15 protein-coding genes are annotated in these 19110 nt (G+C 54.5%); 2 read left to right on the plus strand and 13 right to left on the minus strand.

Going from position 1 to position 19110, the window contains the following annotated elements; translation table 11 throughout:
• Nucleotides 1-78 precede the first annotated feature (78 nt).
• The 12 genes from murG to FRD01_RS03245 form a co-directional block, all read right to left on the minus strand.
• Nucleotides 79-1170: an undecaprenyldiphospho-muramoylpentapeptide beta-N-acetylglucosaminyltransferase gene (gene murG / locus FRD01_RS03195; RefSeq protein ID WP_146957585.1), complete on the minus strand. Its 1092-nt coding sequence runs from the start codon at nucleotides 1168-1170 to the stop codon at nucleotides 79-81.
• Entirely contained in the window at nucleotides 1167-2408 is a 1242-nt protein-coding gene (ftsW, locus tag FRD01_RS03200) for a putative lipid II flippase FtsW (protein WP_146957586.1), read from the minus strand. Before ftsW ends, murG begins: the two co-directional genes overlap by 4 nt.
• A 29-nt stretch (nucleotides 2409-2437) precedes the next feature.
• On the minus strand, nucleotides 2438-3601 hold the full coding sequence (gene mraY / locus FRD01_RS03205; RefSeq protein ID WP_146957588.1) for a phospho-N-acetylmuramoyl-pentapeptide-transferase: 1164 nt from the start codon (nucleotides 3599-3601) through the stop codon (nucleotides 2438-2440).
• Nucleotides 3591-4994 (minus strand): UDP-N-acetylmuramoyl-tripeptide--D-alanyl-D-alanine ligase, encoded by a 1404-nt coding sequence (locus tag FRD01_RS03210; protein ID WP_146957590.1) that lies wholly within the window; start codon nucleotides 4992-4994, stop codon nucleotides 3591-3593. Before FRD01_RS03210 ends, mraY begins: the two co-directional genes overlap by 11 nt.
• Nucleotides 4991-6442 (minus strand): UDP-N-acetylmuramoyl-L-alanyl-D-glutamate--2,6-diaminopimelate ligase, encoded by a 1452-nt coding sequence (locus FRD01_RS03215; RefSeq protein ID WP_146957592.1) that lies wholly within the window; start codon nucleotides 6440-6442, stop codon nucleotides 4991-4993. Before FRD01_RS03215 ends, FRD01_RS03210 begins: the two co-directional genes overlap by 4 nt.
• Before the next feature lie 3 nt (nucleotides 6443-6445).
• Complete coding sequence (locus tag FRD01_RS03220; RefSeq protein WP_146957593.1) at nucleotides 6446-8470, minus strand: penicillin-binding protein; 2025 nt, start codon at nucleotides 8468-8470, stop codon at nucleotides 6446-6448.
• Nucleotides 8471-8478: 8 nt separating this feature from the next.
• Entirely contained in the window at nucleotides 8479-8826 is a 348-nt protein-coding gene (locus FRD01_RS03225) for a cell division protein FtsL (RefSeq protein WP_146957595.1), read from the minus strand.
• Between the two features lie 26 nt (nucleotides 8827-8852).
• A complete protein-coding gene (gene rsmH / locus FRD01_RS03230; protein WP_249755961.1) occupies nucleotides 8853-9806 on the minus strand; it encodes a 16S rRNA (cytosine(1402)-N(4))-methyltransferase RsmH in 954 nt (317 codons plus the stop codon).
• 54 nt (nucleotides 9807-9860) lie between these two features.
• Nucleotides 9861-10319, minus strand: coding sequence for a division/cell wall cluster transcriptional repressor MraZ (gene mraZ / locus FRD01_RS03235; protein ID WP_146957599.1), 459 nt, complete (start codon nucleotides 10317-10319; stop codon nucleotides 9861-9863).
• Between the two features lie 455 nt (nucleotides 10320-10774).
• Nucleotides 10775-10948, minus strand: coding sequence for a hypothetical protein (locus FRD01_RS24135; protein WP_249755962.1), 174 nt, complete (start codon nucleotides 10946-10948; stop codon nucleotides 10775-10777).
• 65 nt (nucleotides 10949-11013) lie between these two features.
• Entirely contained in the window at nucleotides 11014-12753 is a 1740-nt protein-coding gene (locus FRD01_RS03240; protein ID WP_146957601.1) for a Kelch repeat-containing protein, read from the minus strand.
• A 5-nt stretch (nucleotides 12754-12758) separates the two neighbouring features.
• Complete coding sequence (locus FRD01_RS03245) at nucleotides 12759-14171, minus strand: PEGA domain-containing protein (protein WP_146957603.1); 1413 nt, start codon at nucleotides 14169-14171, stop codon at nucleotides 12759-12761.
• 131 nt (nucleotides 14172-14302) lie between these two features.
• Here FRD01_RS03245 and FRD01_RS03250 point away from each other — a divergent pair, with 131 nt between their 5' ends.
• Together FRD01_RS03250 and FRD01_RS03255 are read left to right on the plus strand one after the other, a co-directional pair.
• On the plus strand, nucleotides 14303-15814 hold the full coding sequence (locus FRD01_RS03250) for a sensor histidine kinase (protein ID WP_146957605.1): 1512 nt from the start codon (nucleotides 14303-14305) through the stop codon (nucleotides 15812-15814).
• Complete coding sequence (locus tag FRD01_RS03255; protein ID WP_146957607.1) at nucleotides 15811-16470, plus strand: endonuclease/exonuclease/phosphatase family protein; 660 nt, start codon at nucleotides 15811-15813, stop codon at nucleotides 16468-16470. The genes FRD01_RS03250 and FRD01_RS03255 overlap by 4 nt, the downstream gene beginning before the upstream one ends.
• Here FRD01_RS03255 and FRD01_RS03260 read toward each other — a convergent pair.
• Nucleotides 16457-19000, minus strand: a complete 2544-nt coding sequence (locus FRD01_RS03260; protein ID WP_146957609.1) for an FHA domain-containing protein — start codon at nucleotides 18998-19000, stop codon at nucleotides 16457-16459. The genes FRD01_RS03255 and FRD01_RS03260 overlap by 14 nt on opposite strands.
• Nucleotides 19001-19110: the final 110 nt, after the last annotated feature.

Genomic DNA, 19110 nt, shown 5'->3' on the forward strand with positions numbered 1-19110 from the left:
CCCTTAGGTGAGCGGACCTTAAGCATCACCCGAAGAAAATCCCGACACTTAAAGTTGAATCTTGGAATATTTTCTTGATCAACTTATCCAAGCAAGAACTTCACGTGCTACTTCAAGCCCTGCGTCTGGTCGTCCGCATTTCTTAGCACCCGCCGCAAGATTCACCAAAGACTCGGGATTTTGCATCACCCCGGTGAGCAGACGAGCCACTCTCGCGTCAGCAATCTCTCCGTCACGCACCACCATGCCTCCACCCGCTTCAACGATCTCCGTTGCGTTCGCGAGCTGATGCCCGTCGGCTGTTTCAAGTGGAACGTAGAGAGCCGGAATCCCAAGCGCTGTTACCTCCGCAATGGTGCTCATGCCTGCTCGGCAAATCAGCAAATCAGCGTTTGAATAGGCCTGAGCCATATCATCCACAAACTCGATGAGTTCGTGCCTAAAATCTACCGTCTCGTAGGCAGCCCGCGCCGAATCTAAGCGCCCCTTTCCTACCTGGTGCTTGACCACCACGCGCTGACGCAGTTCATCCGGAAGCTGCATAAGCGCTTTAGGAAGCCCGACATTGATGCTTCGCGCTCCTCCACTGCCCCCGATCACAAGAATCCTAAAATCCCCGGCATCTGGCTTTCGATATTTGAAGCCTTCTGATCGCTCCAAAATGGTCTTTCGGATCGGATTACCAAGCACGCTACATTCGGCTTTGGGAAAGTAGCTGCGTGTGGAGTCAAACGATAGAAACGCGCGGTCCACGAGTTTCCCTAGCCACTGATTAGTCAGGCCAGGCACCGCATTCTGCTCCATAAGCGCAGTCTTGACGCCCTTAACCGAAGTCATGGCGGTAAACGGACCCGCTGCGTAGCCCCCGACCGCGATCACCACATCAGGCTTTAGTTCGTTCAAGAATGAAAGGGCCTGCAAGCCCGACATGGGAAGACTCAATGCGCCCTTGACGGCGCCACTCACACCACCGTTTTTCAACGGCTTGACGTCCAAAAGCCTCAAGTCGTAACCCAAGCTCGGAATGACCCGAGCCTCAATTCCTCGTTTAGCCCCAACAAACGCAAACTCGAGGCTGGGGTCGAGCTCGGAAAGGCTCTCCACAAGGGCAACGCCTGGGAAGAGATGCCCGCCTGTTCCCCCGCCAGCTATCACAACGCGTTTACTCATGCTTGACCCCGCTCTTTAAGAAGTCGTTGTCGCTTTCGTTCCCACCGCTCTTCTTCTTTGCGTCGCTCCCTTTCCTCACGCTCTTCCTCCCATTTATCGGGAGCACAACGAGAGATATTCAAGAGCACTCCAACCGCAAAAAGGGTCATAATCATGGAGCTTCCGCCGAAACTAATAAACGGAAGCGTCAGCCCCTTCGTGGGCAAGAGCCCCGTCACCACACAAAGGTTTGCAGCACCTTGGAGCCCAAAGAGGATTGTGATGCCAAACGCGAGGAACTTCCCAAACGGGTCCACGGCATTAAAAGCAATTCTCAATCCTCGCCAGATAAAGGCGATAAAAAGTCCGACCAAGAATACGATTCCCAACAGACCTAGTTCCTCAGCCACAATCGTGCCGATGAAGTCGTTCCAAAGTTCGGGGACATACCCGAGTTTCCCTGCCCCTGAGCCAAGCCCACGGCCGCTCACGCCGCCAGAACCGATCGCAATCAGAGACTCACTGATCTGGTAGCCGATATCGCTTCGGTACTGAAAGGGGTCCAAAAACGCCATGATGCGCTTCATGCGATATTCACTCGATGAAATGGCGAAATAAGCTCCCACAACTCCTATAGCGGCAAAGCCCACCAAATACGCAAGCCGCGCACCACTAGAGAAAAGCATCACACCCATCATCACGATCAAGATGACGGACGAGCCGAAATCAGGCTGCATCATCAAGAGAGCAACAGCGGCCCCGACAACAGCCATATGGGGAATAAAGCCAACGGAGAACTTCCCCATCGACTCGCCCTTCTTACTCACCGAGTAAGCCAGGTACATCACGATCGCCAACTTCGCGTACTCAGCCGGTTGAAAGCTCATTCCAAACACGCTGAACCAACGCCGTGCGCCGTTTTGCACCGTGCCGATTCCCGGAATTGTCACGGCAATCAACATCCCAAACATGAGAAGCAGAATTGGATAGATCGCGCGCTGGTACCACCTGTAGTCCACTCGTAGAGCGAGGAACATCAGGCCAAACCCTAGGACGATTTTCGTGAGCTGGCTCTTTACCAAATAGAGGTGGTCCCCAAGCTTTTGCGCGGCCATCACGGCACTCGCCGAGTAAAGCATCACCACGCCGAAACCCACCAAAACCAAGACCAAAACCAATAAACTCAGGTCCCAAGGCTGCTCCCTCATGCGAGCAATCTTCAGCCTTGTCTGAGTTGTAATCTGGGCGAGTACATCCATGCGTGGCCCTCCTTGGCCTGCAGGTCAATCTAGCGAAGCTTCAACGAAGCCAACGCCAACAAACAGAGCATAAACGAGACGATCCAAAATCTCACGATAATCTTTGGCTCGGCCCACCCTTTCATTTCGAAGTGGTGGTGGATTGGCGCCATCTTGAAGACACGTTTACCTGTGAGCTTGAAGCTTGTCGTCTGGGTGATGACCGAAACCGCCTCGAGCAAAAAGATTCCGAAGATGATGGCCGAGAGCAATTCATGCTTCGTCACCACTGCCAAAGTTCCGAGAGCACCTCCTAGCGACAAACTCCCTACGTCTCCCATAAAAATCTGAGCCGGAAAGGTGTTGTACCAAAGGAACCCGACACCTGCGCCAATGACTGCAGCACAGAAAATCGAGAGCTCCTGCACCCCTGGAACCCTCGGAATCATGAGATACTGTGCCACATCGAAGTAGAACGTGACTTTTTCGCCCTCCAAAATGCCGTCGTACTGAAGAATGGTTGCGGACCCGTAAGCCAGAAGCAGGAAGGTCGCAGCGGCCATGACCACAGGCCCTATTGCAAGCCCATCCAAGCCATCCGTAAGGTTGACCGAATTACCAGTCCCAACGACCAGAATCATCGCAAACGGGAAATAGACCCAGAGTGGAATCTCCATGCTGAAGCGCTCGGTGCTCACAAAGGGCAAGTACATCGAGGTTGTGGACGAGAATCCCTCAAGAAACCCGTGAGAAAACACTGACTCCCAATTGAGCGAAACGAGCATCAGTCCAACGAGCCCGAACTCTAAGAGAAGCCGAATCTTTCCGGAGAGGCCTTTCTTATTTCTGAATTTGACCTTCATGAAGTCATCGACGAAACCGATCACTCCAAACCCAACCGTCACCGTAAGAATTGCCCAAACGTAGATATTACTTAGGTCCGACCAGAGAACCGTGGAGAAGACCACGGTGAAAAGAATCAACACTCCGCCCATGGTGGGCGTGCCGGCTTTGGAAAAATGGGATTCCGGGCCGTCGTTTCGAATCACTTCGCCAATCTGTTGTTTCTGCAAACGACGGATAAAAGCGGGATAGAAGAAAAGCGTCACAAAGAGTCCGGTGGCGGCGGCCGCGAGCACACGGAAACTGACATACCTAAAGACGTTGAAGGCGCCAAACTCGTCTTTAAGATAGAAAAATAACTCAAAAAGCATCAGCTTCTCCCTGTTTCATCAACTCCACAACCTTTTCAAGCCTCGCCCCTCTGCTCGCCTTTAAAAACATACACCAAGTTTTGGTTCCATCGGCTAAGCCCGATAGAATTTGAACTGCACTTTCGGGGTCGGCACACGCTCTGACTTCGGCGTCTGTTTGCGCATCGTTCGCGGCCTCGGCCATATCATTTGCATGGCGCCCCACAAAGAGAAGCATGCTCACGCCTCCTCGCGAAGCCATGCCACGGGCCACCTGACGATGAAGTTTCACAGCATCGGACCCAAGCTCATTCATATCCCCAATCACGGCAACCGATGGCTCGGTCGCTCGCTCAAGAAACGCTTCGTAGGAAGCCTCCATACTCGTCGGATTGGCGTTGTAGGCATCGTTCAAGACCCTCCAATGACCAAAGGACTCCCAACGAAGCCTTTCCCCCGGAAGCTCAAGGTTACTCAAGGCGTTGCCAAGTCTCCACCATTCAACACCAAGCGCCGATACCGCGGCCAGCGAAATAGCCAGATTTGCGGCGTTATGCCTGCCCGGTAGTGGCATCTCAAAAGCGGTCAAATGCCCCAGTCCTTCGATTTCGACGCGTTGACCAGACTGAGTCGTCTGGATCTTAGCGACCCGAAAGTCCGAACTCTGGGCGAGCCCTGCGTTGAGGACGCGACCGTGGAAAGCGGCCAGAAGCAAACGGTCGCGCTCATCGTAAGGCACCACGGCGAAATTCGAACGGTCGGAAAACTCAAAGATCTCAGACTTGACCTTTCGAACCCCGTCGAGATCGCCAAGGGCCTCAAGGTGAGCGGCTCCGATAGAAGTAATGACACGGACATCGGCGGGTGCAATCTCCGTCAACTCCGAGATATCGCCAAATTTGTTGGCACCCATCTCCAATACCCAAACCGAATCCGCTATGACCTTCGGAGCATTGAGAATGGTCAGCGGAAGTCCGATGTGATTGTTGAAATTTCCCGGTGTGATATGCGGCGTCAATCCAGCTTCGGAGAGCAGTCGACCGATCATCTCCTTGACGGTCGTCTTCCCATTCGAACCCGTGATGGCGATCGAACGAAGACCATTTGAACGTGCGCGCCCAAAAACGGCGTGCGCCAGTTTCTGGAGCGCGACCAGGGTGTCTTCAACCACGATAGTCGGCATCTCAGTGTCAACTTCCCGCGAGACAACGCATGCCGCAGCACCGGCCTCTTTGGCTTTCCCAATGAAGTCATGGCCGTCAAAATTATCCCCCTGCAAGGCCACAAAGAGCACGCCGGGCGAAATCTTTCGGGTGTCCGTGGACACTCCATCAAGAGCCGAAAACTCGCCCTTCGCCACACCTTCTATGACCTGTGCAATCTCGGAAAAGCTCCAATTTGAGATCTCTTTCATTTCCCCTCCAGAAATTCTCGAACGACTTCGTGATCACTAAAATGAACGCGGTCCCTTCCAATCTCCTGGTAGGTCTCGTGGCCCTTTCCGGCGATGAGAACAATATCGCCATTTGCTCGCTCAACAAGGGCTTGAGCAATTGCCTCACGACGTTTCGCAATCAAGAGTTTCTGAGTCCTCTCATCCGTAAAACCCTGTGCGATCTCAGCCATGATTTCTTCTGGACTTTCAGTTCGTGGATTGTCCGAAGTCACGATCACAAGGTCCGAACACTCCTCGGCAACACGACCCATAAGCGGGCGTTTTTCGCGGTCTCTGTCGCCACCACAACCGAATACAACGATGAGTCGATTCTCGGTAACCGAGCGCAAAGCTCGCAACGCCCTCTCAAGCGCATCCGGAGTGTGGGCGTAGTCCACATAAACTCCGGGTACGACTTCTTCCAACCGGCCACATGGAGGTCGAATCTGAGTCCAAGAGTGCGCGATGGACTCAGCGGGAACGCCGCAAGCCCATACAGCCAGCGAAGCGCCAAGCGCGTTCTCCACGTTAAATTCTCCAGGTACCCGAAACTCTACGTGCAAGCCTTCAAACGCCGGGTGCCCTTTGAGCTGATAGTGAAAGTCCGATCCCACAGCCCTGAGTCCACGCTCGGTGCCAAACTCAAGAATCTCGACGCCATCGGGCACTCTATCGAGCAAGCGCATACCAGCAGCGTCGCGCGAGTTTATGACCGCGGCTGGCACTTTTCCGTTCCGCTTGGAGTCCGGAAGGTACCTTTCAAAAAGTAGAGCTTTGGCGTCCTCGTAGGCTTCAAACGTGCCGTGAAAGTCGAGATGGTCCTGGGTCAAGTTCGTGAAGACCCCAACATCAAATGCGCAACCATTGAGCCTGTGGGTCGCAAGTCCATGGGACGAAACCTCCATGACCACATGCGTCACCCCATCGGCCAACATTCTAGCCAGAATGGCCTGAATCTCCGAGCTTTCAGGAGTTGTATTGATGCTCGGAATGACCTCGTTCTTCCAACGGATGTTGATCGTTCCAAAGACGCCAACTACGTGCCCTGCAGAAGCCAAGAGCGTTTCCACCATAGCGGCGCTGGTCGTCTTTCCATTAGTCCCCGTAATGCCTATCAATTTGAGGTTTTGGCTCGGATGACCGTAAATCTTGGCGGCAATCAATCCCAGCCGCTCCCGAGTATCGCCGACCTTAAGCACACTTACATGCTCAGGAGCGTCAACGTCCTGCGAGACTAGAAGCGCCGACGCACCGCGATCCACCGCCATCGAAACAAACCGATGACCATCCGAGTTTTGGCCGACCAGGGCCACAAAGAGATCCCCAGGCTGAACGCGCCGAGAATCAAACTCCACCCGGAAGACCTCTCCCTGCCCTTCCTGGACAAGTTCGACTCCCTCCACCTTTGCGATTTCGGTGGCTTTCATGGCCTATTCCAGATTTCCGCTAGATGGCTCTTCCGCCATCAATGATTGCCGACTCGCTGGAGATAACACCAGGGAGAGCTCAAAATCTTCCTCGATAGGACTTCCCGCCTCAGGGGTCTGCGCTACGACCTTCCCCCAGCCTTCAACCCCCGGCAAAATCCCCATTTTACGGGATTTATCCAGCGCCTCGCGAAGCGTTAACCCACGAAAGTCGGGGAATCCGTCGCCTTGTGGAAGGACAATTGGAGGCAGACTCTCAGTCTCGAGCTCGATCAAAGGCTCCGTCTCTTCAAGCTCTTCGTCATCGAAAGTAAAGAGCTTGTCTTCAGGAGGCGGACGAACTCCACGGATTGTCAGTGCTTCTGACATAATCTTCTTGAATGCTGGCCCAGCAACCACGCCGCCGTAATGCATCTTCTGAGGTTCATCAACCATGACGAGAACCACGAACTCGGGATCTTCGGCAGGCGCAAAGCCCACAAAACTTGCAATCCACATGTTGGGGTCGTACCGACGCGTCTCGGGATTGACCTTTTGAGCCGTGCCCGTCTTTCCACCGACGTGAAAGTGTTCGAGCTGCGCACGTTTTCCAGTCCCGAACTTCGTCACTCGGGTCATGGTCCACGCCACCTGCTTGGCAACGTCCTTACTCACGACTTGTCTTAAGAGTGTGGGCTCGAAGCCTTTGACCACCGTGCCGTCCTTGTCCACGACTTCCTTGATGAGCTGTGGCTTCATCAGGTTTCCACCGTTGGCAATCGCCGCGATCCCCATGGCCATTTGAAGTGGGGTCGAAGTCAAACCCTGGCCGAATGCGATATTCGCAAACGAGACCTCCGCCCATCGGTCAGGCGGCCAAACAAGGCCTGGCTGCTCACCCCTCATCCCGAGGCCCGTGTGACGCCCAAACCCGAAAGCCTTGATATACTCGTAGAACTTTTCGCGCCCGAGGGTCTGCGCAATCTTATACGAACAAATATTGCTCGACTCCTGCACGATCTCACCCACGCTCAAAATCCCTTCGGGATGAGAGTCTCGAATCGTATAACGGCCAATTCGAATGCGACCATTCTCACAATCGAAGGTGGAATTGAGCCGGATGGACTTTTCCTGCAGAGCGGCCGCCACAACCAAGGGCTTGAACGTTGAACCAGGCTCAAAGGTGTCGGTCACATTCCGAAGCCGCCAATCGGCCGCCTTGGCCTCCCTAAATCGATTCGGATCAAAGCTCGGCCAATTGGCCATGGCCAAGACTTCGCCGGTCTTAGGATCCACGACCACGGCATAGGCGGCCTTTGCCTGATACGCTTCCGCCTGCTCTCTGATCGCTTCTTCGGCCACGCGTTGGAGCCGTTCATCAATTGTCAAAACGACCGACTTACCCTCGAACTCCCTAAACTCAGGAGTCGATACGGTCAGCATCGTCTTTCCGCGCGCGTCTTTATACCCCTTCAAAAAGTAGTCGCCTCCGGCGAGCAAGGTATCGAACTTCTGTTCAATTCCCTCGAGGCCATTAGAGTCGATACCGACAAATCCCAACAACTGCCCTGCCCGCTCCTTGAGCGGATAGAAACGCTTGGACTCTGGCGTAAATCCAACACCGCTGAGCTCCGCCTCGGCGATCTTTGCCGCGGCTTCAGGAGTAGCCTGCCGTTTCACCCAAACAAAGGACGACTTCGAATCGACACGTTTCCGAACAGTCTCCGGACTCAATTCAAGAGCCTCGCTCAGCACCCGAATCACCGATTCTTTGTCTTTGATTTCGCGTGGACGAACAAACACGCTTGGCGCTTCAACACTGACCGCGAGCTCGACGCGATTACGGTCCAAAATCGAGCCACGCCTCGCCTTGAGCTTGATCTCACGCATATGTTGGCCAACCGCCTTTTCGGCGAGCTCGGCCCCCTGAACAACTTGAAGGTGGTAAACACGAACGATGACTGCACAGAGCATGAGTGTAATGAAGGCGGCAATCGCGCCCATCCTCATGCGGATCCAAAACTCTCTGCGCTCATCCTTGTCGCTCATCTAAGACCTCATCGTGGGTCGAGAGCCGCATGCACCATAGGTTTGGAAGGATTTGATTCGAGTTGAATCGGCCGGATCTGGTCGGGGCTGACGGGTTCCAATCCAAATCGGGTCCGTGCAACTTCAGCCATGCGCTCCGTTCTTCCTTGAACAGCGACTTCAATACTTAGTTTTCGGTTCTCTTCCACAAGTTCGCGATGCTCGTTGGTGACTCGTGAAATCTCGTATCCCAAATGAGTAATCTGATACTCATTCCACACGTGGAAAATCAGAATCGAGGACGCCAAACTTACAGCGAATATTGCTGCCCCTAGTCTGCCAGCATCCATGCACATGTCGAGCACTTTTTCCTTCATTTTTCACCTTCTAAGCGCAATTTCTCTTAAAGAACCTCAACCGCACGCAATTTTGCACTTCGAGAGCGCGGATTTGCGGCCACTTCATCGGGCCCAGCTTCCACTGGACGTCGCGTCAATATCTTCACTTTCTCAGGCTTGGACTTCTCCATACCCAACTTTCGCAGCACCGGATCGACCTCTTCATTCTCACCGGCAAGCTCTTTAAAGCCCTGCTTGACGATTCGGTCTTCAAGCGAGTGAAAGCTGATGAGAACAGCTCTACCGCCGGGCTTGACGAGCTCTGGAATCGAGGCCACGGCACGCTCCAGGCCGCGCAACTCATCGTTCAGGGCGATACGAAGCGCCTGAAAGACAAGCGTCGCCGGATGAATCTGCGTCTTTCTTCTCGCCCCTGAACCACCGAGAACTCTCTGACACATCTGTGCAAGGTCCTGGGTGGTCTTGAGCTTGCCAGCGGCAAAATCCATCTTGATCGCCGCAGCAAGTCGCCTAGACGCCTTGATTTCACCGTAATGAAAGAGCGCGTTCGCCAATTCTTCCTCTTCCACAACGCCAAGCCATTCATCGAGACGCGGGGCGTCCGGCCCCATGCGCATGTCGAGAGGACCTTCTTCACGAAACGAGAATCCGCGTGCTGCCTCGTCAAGCTGATGCGAGCTCACACCTGCATCGAGCAGCATGCCGTCAAACTTGCCCTCAACGAGGTCAGGAGCGTCTCGATAGTTGCCTAGAACCAGCTCGAACCTGCCCTGATACCCGGAGAGCCGTTGACGCGCTTGTTCATGCGCCTCGGGGTCGCGGTCAATACTGACGACTTGGCCGGTCGGAGCGCTCAAATCGAGTATGGCCTGTGTATGGCCTCCCCCTCCCAAAGTCGCATCCAAATACCGGCCGCCTGGCTTCACAGCGAGGTATTCTAGAACCTCGGCTACGAGCACAGGGGTATGGTATTCACTGCTATAAGTGAGATTCGACACGATTAAACTCCGACCCGTCCATGGGTCCTTTAGGGCTCATCTTGAGCCAGAAACCTAGAGTCCAAGGTTTGCCATCGCCTCGGCCAATCCTTTGGGATCCTGCATCGCATCGTCGAGCGCGGATTCCCAACGGGACTTCGACCAAAGCTCCATCGTGTCCAGTTGACCCACCCAATTGAGCTCTCGCTCAAAACCAGCGAATTCACGCATTGGCTGGGGAATCAACACACGACCATGACTGTCCAGAGAACACTCGACGGCACCCGCAATGTAGACTCGCTTGAGCTGTTGTACGCGCGGGTCAAATTGCGGGAGCTGTCGAACTTTCTCTTCAAAGTTCATCCACTGCTCGAGTGGATAAAGAACCAAACACTTCTGAAAAGTACGCGTCAGTATGACTCGATCAGCGTTTTCCGGGCTTGAGGCCAACTCCGTTAGAACCTCACGAAACCTCGCCGGGAGGCTTACGCGCCCCTTTGAATCCATCGTGTGTTCGTACTGGCCTCGGAACATGAGGGCCTAACCTTTCAAAATGCTGATCTTAGCGTCCTTGCTTTGCCATCTGACACATGGAGGCCATCCTAGCCTCCACATCCGTCTCCGGATCCACTTCATGGGAATTTATCCCACTGAGCGCCACAATAAGGGTGAGAACTGAGGTCGTCAAGAAAGATCCGGGACATCTTAGGATATAGACTCCACCTATCTGAAGCCTGATTTTTGGGGATTAGCTAGAGACATAGACAGTGCGGGGCCCTGCGATGATCCGCGTCCCAAATTGATGCAGAAACAAGTCCCCCAGACACCGCAACCCACCCCCTATTTTCACAAGATAAGGGCGATCTCTGCCGATCTCCCTCAAAAACTAGAGAGCTGGTGGATCAAAGTGGGATACGATTCCCCAGGAGTGATCAAGAAGCAAAAAAAGCCACCCGAATGGGTGGCTTTAGAGCAGTCTTTCGACTGGATTATTCAGCGCTAGTCGAGAACTTGACGTACCTTGGAAGCACGCGAACCTTCTTACGTGGTGCGTACTCCACTTCTACGGTCTCGCTTTGTGCAACCATTTGCTTGGACACAAAGCACATGATCTTTTGTTCGCTTTTAGTTTCTGGTGCTTTCTCTGTTGTTTCTTCGCTCATTGTCTACTCCTAAAGTCTATTTGACGGCCCCTTGCTATCAGCAGAGGGAAGTCTAGTCAATCTGCCTAATTTGCCGGTGCTGGGACCGGATCGTGTGCGTTGTAGAAGCTTGCGCTATCTCGTGCGGCTATGGAGCCCTGAATCGAGCCCACGCCGCCCACCAAGAGCACCTTGCCGCTTGAAAGCACCAGGGCCGTTCCCTGATACCGATGCTCGTCGAGTACGCCCGCCGCCCTCGCCTGGTATGGAAGTGCTTGTGTCAGATCCGTGAACTCCAGGCGCTCAACGGAGTCAACGTTTTGCCCGGCGTTTTTGCCACCAAGCACCACAATGTCTCGGCTCACAGGTAGCTCCACAGCCATCAGACGGCCCCTCGCGTCAGAGAGTGTCCAATCATTCCCACCCTGGAAGGCGCCACGCCCAATTCCACCAATCTCAAACCCGCCGGTCGCTGCTCCTTCGAAATCAGTGTATCCGCCAATCACCATAGCGAGGCTAGCGTTAGGAGACGTGGAAATCCGGATAGCGGAGTGCCCAAAGCGAGCCTCACGCATATCTGCCTCAGGGCTAGATTCGGTGCCCGCAATCACTTCTGTGCTGGCCATTGCGCCTTCGGCGTTACGTCCGCCCAAGACCCAAATGCTCGTTCCGTCTCCCATGGTCAGCGCTGTCGCTTCTGCACGGGCTTCGTCCAAATTGAACGGGCCGAGGATATCTCCCGTTGAAACCTCAAGGATTTCGAAGGTCGGTAAGACATCATCTTCGCCCAGTACGCCGAGACCGCCGATGAAGAGGACTGCGTTGTCCGAGGGTCTGTAGGCGGCGGCGTGCCAGCCTCGCGCGACCTTCAAACGCGAAGGTTGCCCGTCTGAGCCGCGAATGGCGCTGATGCGGCTCCCTTCGGGCTGGTTCATATCCACAAGGTAAAGACCGTCGGTGGCCATGACCCCGTCCTCTTGCTTCGTGAAACCACCTGCAACGACGAACTTATCGTCGCCGATCGCAGTCATGGTCCCGTGAACAAAGGGTTGGTCGAATCGGTCGTTCCCGGCCGAATCAAAGCCAGCTTCGGTAAAGTAGCCCGTCGCGGGATCAAAAATCTGCAAATCAACCGTCATGGTTCGGTACTTGGGAAGCGTCAACGTGGCAGCACCCGGCGTCGGGTCTCCACCACCAGCGACGATTACACGACCGTCCGAAAGCTGCGCCATGGCATGCCCGGCGCGCCCAAGCCATGTTTTGCACGTTTGTGGTGTCCCCGAGCACGTCGCACTCGGTCCACATTGGTCATCGCTCGTGCAAGACGACTCGGGCATGGCACGATAGTCAAACCTGGACTGCGTGAACCGCCGCTCTTGTGTGCTCGAGTCCAACACGACCGAACCTACCGGTGAGACACTATCGGCCCCGAGAACCTGAATGCGGAAGGTTTTGTCGCCCTCCTCTGGGGTATAGTCAAACCGAGGCGTGGAACCCGACGCGATCACTTCACCTGCGCCATTGAGCACTTCAAGATCAAGCCTCAGGTTCTGGCCGAAGCTCAGTTCGGGCACTTTGCCCGTCTGTGACGAAGCCACGAATGAGCCTCGCTTAAGCGTGCGTCGGTCGAGAGGCTGAACCAGCGAAACATTGACGGTCTCTTGCCCCTCAAAACCTGGCAGACCCGAGACAAAGCCCGTACCACCTTGAAAATCCGGACCGTAGCCGAACACATCAATTCGAAGTGATGGCCCGCCCTCGTCTCCACCGCAGCCGAGCGAAGCAGCCAAAAGTCCCACAATCATCCAATGCATTGTTCGCATCATCAACCTCACCACGAAATAACGGCATCAAAGCCGTTTGCACCAGACGGATTGTCGTCATCCACTAATAAATAGACTCCGCCAGCAATCAATGCACCTACCACCAGTACCGCACCACCAGCGGCGACGTAGCTCCAAGTTCCAAACTCTTCGGATGGTGGTTGTTCGACCACGGGTGGTGGAACAAGCGTCTTCTGCTCTTTCTTAGTCTCAGCCGTCTTGACCGGCGTGGTGGTCTTTGTTCGCGCTACTGCAGACTGCCCAACTTCCACCTCGGTAACCACGGAGCCTTCAGGGAACGTGGCCATGGCGTCTACCAGGGTCTTGGTCAGCGTGCTCACGCCCGTCCTAAGGTTCGAGAGTTCCAGATTGAACGAGACGACCTCAAGCTGGGCCACTTGGTTCTTAGCAGCGCTATAAACAAAAGGAGCCGCCTTGTAGGAAGTTCCCTCTCGGTACATCAACACCCAACCCACGTAGGCGGATCCGGTCTGATTGGCCAACTCGGTGAGATAAGGCAAAAGGCTTCCGCCCCACTTGCCAGTCTTGGTTTGATTCAAGAGGTCTACGTAATAGGAGGGAAGCTCGGTGGCACCCTCCACATTGGCAGTAGACTGGGCGAGCTCAGCTTCGAACTTCTGGCTCTTGCCGCGGCCCCGCACGCGAATCTTCTCCGTATAAACGTTGCCGCTCGCCCCTCGCACCACCATATAGTGTGTGCCGAATCCAACATCCTCGACGGTGAGCGGCGTCGCGCCCTTCTCTATACCGTCAATGAATACTTTGGCCCCTTCCTCGCTCGCGGTGATTTCAAGCTTGCCGAATTTGGCGCGCTTGACCTTCTCTTGCTCGTCTTTAAGGACTTCTAGAAGTGTTTTATCGTACTTCTCTGGGTCGAGCTCAGCGTCAGGACGCAAATGCGCGAAATCCTTCATGCGTTTGCGCGCATCCACGTCGAATTCCGCGTTGAAATTCGCAAGCGCAAGATTCGCAAGGGCATCCGCCAGAATATCGTAATTGTTCACGTCATCGAGGTTCTGTTCCATCAGGTCGACGGAACGCGTGAACGCTTCCACCGCCCTTGCGTCCTCACCAGCGGTCAAGAGACCGATTCCGGACGTGTAGAGCTCTTCAGCCTGAGCGATTGCCGCGCTCGAGTGACCCGCCCCCGAAAGATCCTTGAGGACGTCCTCATACGAAGGCATCAATTCGACACGCTTGTCTTGCTTGATCCCGTTTCGGGTCTGCTCCCCAATTCTCTCGGGAACAATTGACGAAAGTGAGTCATTGACACTTTGTGTCGGAAGAACGAAAACCTTTGGCGCCGGCCCACTTTGGGCAAAGCTCGGCCCCGCGCAAAGCGCGACCGACATTAAGACCATGAACGCGGTGAATGACCGCAATCTTAGAAGACGATTCATGCGAATATCCTGTATCTAGACACGCCTACCAATTGTGAGCGTGTACAGGTCAGACGTTGGGCGCGAGGGTCTACCACCTCTCGAGCGCACGCGTCAACCCTAACGCCTCGGCCTACAAGCGTAATGATTCTATGAAGTTTAGCATCGCAACAAAAATCTTTCTTGCCTTCACAGCGACCATCGTCGTCTTTGGCACGGTGCTCGTTTTTGGAGTGTGGCGAACGCAGAAGACGCTCGAGCGTGTTCAGGCAGTAAATCAGACCATTGTCCCCCTCTCCCTTAGCCTCTCAGACATTCAAACCGACTTGCGGAGCTTCAGCCTCATCCTCAACGAGCGCGACCCACTCGTGCTTCGTAGAACCATTCAGGTCACTCGGCTCGCACCATCAGTGCCCGATCGGTTCGAACGCCGCATCCGACAAAGTGTAGAGCTCAGCGCAAGCCCTTTGCTCGCACCGGCTGTGGATATCGAATTTTCCAACCGCGTGCAGGATTTGGAGAGTGCAATTAAGACCTTCTCTCAAGACTCCAAATCCCTGACCCAACTCGTGCTCGACGACCGACGCGAAGATGATGACCGAATCGTTGAAGCTCAGACCAAACTTCGGGACCACGTCCGACGAATCGACTCCGAATTGACCGCTTTGCGTGCCGAGCTTAGGAGAGCCACGGACAAGAACATCAAAGAGGCGAACCAGTTCGAACGCTCGAGCCTCTACATCCTGGCAGTTTCTACGGGAGTCGCCCTTTTCGTGGCGCTCGTCCTCTTGTTTGCCGTATCCATGACCATGCGACGCCTGACCCATCTCACTGCAGCGGCAAAACGAATCGGGGCCGGGGACTATTCGCCGCTTCAGGCGGCCAACAAAGCCCCATCAGACGAAATCGGAACACTCTTTAGGGAATTCGACCAAATGGCACGCTCGATCGCCGAACGAGACCAGCAACTGCGCGAACAACACGCACGCTTCGTCAAGACCGAGCGACTCGCCACGATCGGCCGCATGACCTCCCTGATTACGCACGAATTGAGAAACCCGCTCAGTAGCATCAACCTGAACGCTGAAATGGTCTACGACTCGATGAGCCACGAGAGCTCCGACCCCGAAGTCATGGAGCACCTAAACACCATCATTCACGAAGTCGACCGCCTCAAGGACATCACCGAGCAATACCTCGTCTACGCACGGTTGCCCGCCCCCAAGTTCGAAGCCTTTTCGCTTCGCGAGCTGGTCGAGAATCTAGTCGATTTCCATACCTGGGAATGGCAAGACCTTGGCGCCGAAGTTCAAGTGGAGGGTGAAGATCCACAGATCTTTGCCGACCCAGGACAAATTCGGCAGGCACTGCTGAACATCATCAAAAACGCGGTTGAAGCCGGAGACTCAGATCAAACCATTTTGGTTCGTATCGAAGATGGCGACGATCATGTCACCCTCTCAATCGAAGACCACTCAGGCGGGCTTCCTGATGTAGACCTCGAAAAGATCTTCGAGCCCTTCTACACAACCAAACAATCGGGAACAGGCCTCGGTCTCGCCATGACGCAACAGATCATCGACGAACATGGCGGAAAACTAAGAGTCGAAGCGACAGAGAATGGCACCCGCTTTATCATCGAGCTAAAGAAGGAGAATTCATGAAGGTCATGACCTGGAATATCCGCCTCGGAATTCAAGAGGGCCTCGATGCCATCATCGAAGAGATCAGGACCCACAATCCGGATATTTTGGCCCTTCAAGAGGTAGGAAGACATTGGAAGATGGGCCCTCCCGGTGACACGACGACCAGTATCGCCAGCGCGCTCGGGTATTTTGGGTCCTTCGCGCCGTGCATTGTAGAAGACCAGCACGAATACGGTCATGCCTTGCTTTCACGTTGGCCCATCGAGAAGGCTGAGGTTATTCAGCTTCCTCAGGACGTTGATGAGCCCCGTGCGCTTCTTTACAGTGAAGTTGCACACCCAGAGTTGAAGCTGAAAATCCTTAGCACCCACCTCTCCTATATTGATGATCGAGCCCTTCAGGCACCCGTACTGCTTAACTCGGTGCGAGATAGAAAGCCACACCTCGTTTTAGGCGACCTGAATGCCGATGACGAGCCTTGGTTGTTGGAGATGGACGACTTGCTAAATCGTGCGGAACAGCCGCTTGCCACCTACCCTACCCCCGAGCCAAGACTAAATCTGGACTACCTTTTTTCGGCAGGTATGTGGAAAGAGGCCCAGCGACTCGACACCGGCGAGTCGTCAGACCATTACGCGGTGCTCGGGGTCTTGGAGTTGCCTACTTTTTCTTGAGCTTTTTGACTTCGTCCTCAAGCTTATCTTTCTCAAGAATCATGGCAGCCAGGGTTGCTTCGGCATCTTCGAGTTTCTTTTTCAAGTCGCCTGCTTCAGCTGCGCCTTCAGCAGCATTTTTCGCTTCTTCCAACTCCTTTCGAACGGCTTCCAGAGCTTCTTCCTGCGCTGCTGCGCTGGCCTCGAGCTGCTCCTTAAGAGTTTGGATTTCGGCTTGTGCGGCCTCTAACGCTTCACGATCGGACTGAGCACTCTCGACGCCACTGCGAAGTGACTCAAGCTCTTCCTTGAGGCTGTTCCGCTCGGTTTCAAGCGCCTCACGCTCCTCGGAGAATTTCCCGAGTTCACGCGTCAGATCGCTATTATCCGCCTCGAGCTCCTTTAGCTGCGTCTGGGTCGACTTGAGCTCCTCTTGGAGCTGGCTTACGGCTTCGGCCTTAGGCGCGGACCCGAGAAGCTCCTCAAGCGACTTCACCTGGTCTTGAAGACGATTGTTTTCCGTCACAAGCTTACGCAAATCTGAGCTGAGTTCCTCAAAGATCTGCTTCTTACGCTTCGCCTCTTTATCAAAGGTCTTTGCGCGTTTTCGCAGGTCCTCGAGTTCGTCGACCATCTTGCGTCTTTCGGTCTGCAGATAGTCTGTCTCTCGAGCAAACGCGACACGTTCTTCCTTGAGTTCATCTCGCTCACGCTTGAGGGTCTCAAACTCGCTACCGATCGTGCTGTAACGCGCATTTAGAGCGTCCATGGTTGCACGAACATCTTGAACCTCGGTCTCAAGCTCCGCCTTGCGAGCCTCGAGCTCAGCGATGCGATTATTAGCTTCGGCCAGCTGCTCATCGCGTTGCCCGAGATCGCCACGAAGCTTGGAGACTTCCTCGGCGACCGGACGAGCCTCGAGCTCTTCTCGCGTCGAGGCCAACTCAGAACTGAGTTGGTCCAACTGCTCTTCGAGTTCTTGGCCATGCGTAGTCAACGAGTTGAGCTCTTCGTCACGCTCTCCCAACGCTTGCTGCAGGTCTGCTGACAATTCGCTCAGCTCAGCAATGCGTTGATCTCTAAGTCCCAGCTCCTGATCGAGAAGGTTGATCTCCTCAATTGAGGCTTCGAGACGCTGATTCAACTCCTCGTTGCGTTTCAGGGCCTCGCGATGCTCTGTCTCAAGCTCACCGGCGCTCTCTTGCACTTGCGAAAGCTGCTCGCCGAGTTCTGAAACGTTCGCCAGCTGATGCTGAAGGGACTCGACCTTTTGATTGGAATCCGCCAGCGCCGCCTGAAGCTCAGCGATCTGCTCTTCAAACGAAGAATTGGACTCCTGTGCGCTCAACAATGCTTGATTCGAATTCTCAACGGTCTCCTGAAGTTCTGAAATCAGGCGCTGTGCTTCATCAAACTCCGATTGACTTGGCCCTTCTTCGAGGCTCTTCCTCAAATCATTGAGCTGCTGCATGAGTTTACGCCGCTCGTCCGAGAGACGATCTCTTTCTTTGCGCAATCTCTCGATCTGAAGCTGGCTTGCCGCATTACCGTCGGAAGCCTTCCCGTCGAGCATCGCTGAGAGCTCATCTCGCTCTTTCGTCAACTCTTCGATCTGCCTCAGAAGCTCCTCATTATTTCCGCTATCCGAGACCTCGGACACGACAGAGTCGAACTGAATCGCAGCCTCGGAAATCTCCTCCTCGATGATATTCTCTTGCTCGACTCGATGAAATTCGACCGACTCCTCAACCGTGGCGTCTGGATTAGGCGTTCCAAAGCCCGACAAGCTCAACGCAATTTCATTGGGTGCCGCGTTGTATGTATCTGCATCCGAGCTTTGAGCGCCGAGCTCCTCAGAGTACGAATTCTGGAAGAGCGACGCTCCATCATGGTTTGCCGTTCCCTCGTCCGAATCTTCAACGAGCTCGGGCTCCAGCTCGATCGGCTCGTCGTCGTCCCAGCTCGTAGGCGTGTAGGGCTTTCCGGCGTCCATATCCAAACCGGGCTGGACTCCGCCTCCTCCACCGAGCACGAACCCACCGTCTTCCTCAGCGTCAAATGCACCGTCATAGACTGGAACATCCGCGTCGGATTCCGAATAACTCGGCGGTGGGGGTGGCGCTCCGGCCCCAAGTTGGAAGCCATAGTCATCTTCGTCCTGCGCCGCGAAACCTCCGAGATGGGTTTGCTGCTTCTTCTGGCTCTGAAGCACGCTCTCGATCATTTCCGGAGCAACTTCTGCCGTCGCAGAGTCGGTCTCATCCACAAAATCGAGTGGGAACTCACCGATCCTTACGCGATCGCCGTCCACCAGCACCTGAGAGCGCACGCGATTGCCGTTGACGTAAGAGCCGTTTGAACTATCCAAGTCGTGAAGAATCACTTCGCGGCCCTGCCAGACGATTCGCGCATGACGCCGAGAGATCGAAGGATTATTCACCCGCAGGGTATTCCCCGGATTGCGGCCGATGGTGACTTCGGGTTGCGAATCCCCAATTTGGAGCGCAACTTCGTGATCTGTTTCGGGATCTTTGTATATAAGCTTTGGCACTGCGCTGACCTGTTGGTAGAGACAGAGATTGACGTAGAGGCAGTTGTATCTCTAAATAACGCGCCAGTGCTAGCTTGCCAAGTTTAGAACAAGTTAGATTGTCTGCTTCA

This window comes from Microvenator marinus, from assembly GCF_007993755.1.
Taxonomy (GTDB): Bacteria; Myxococcota_A; Bradymonadia; order Bradymonadales; family Bradymonadaceae; genus Allomicrovenator; species Allomicrovenator marinus.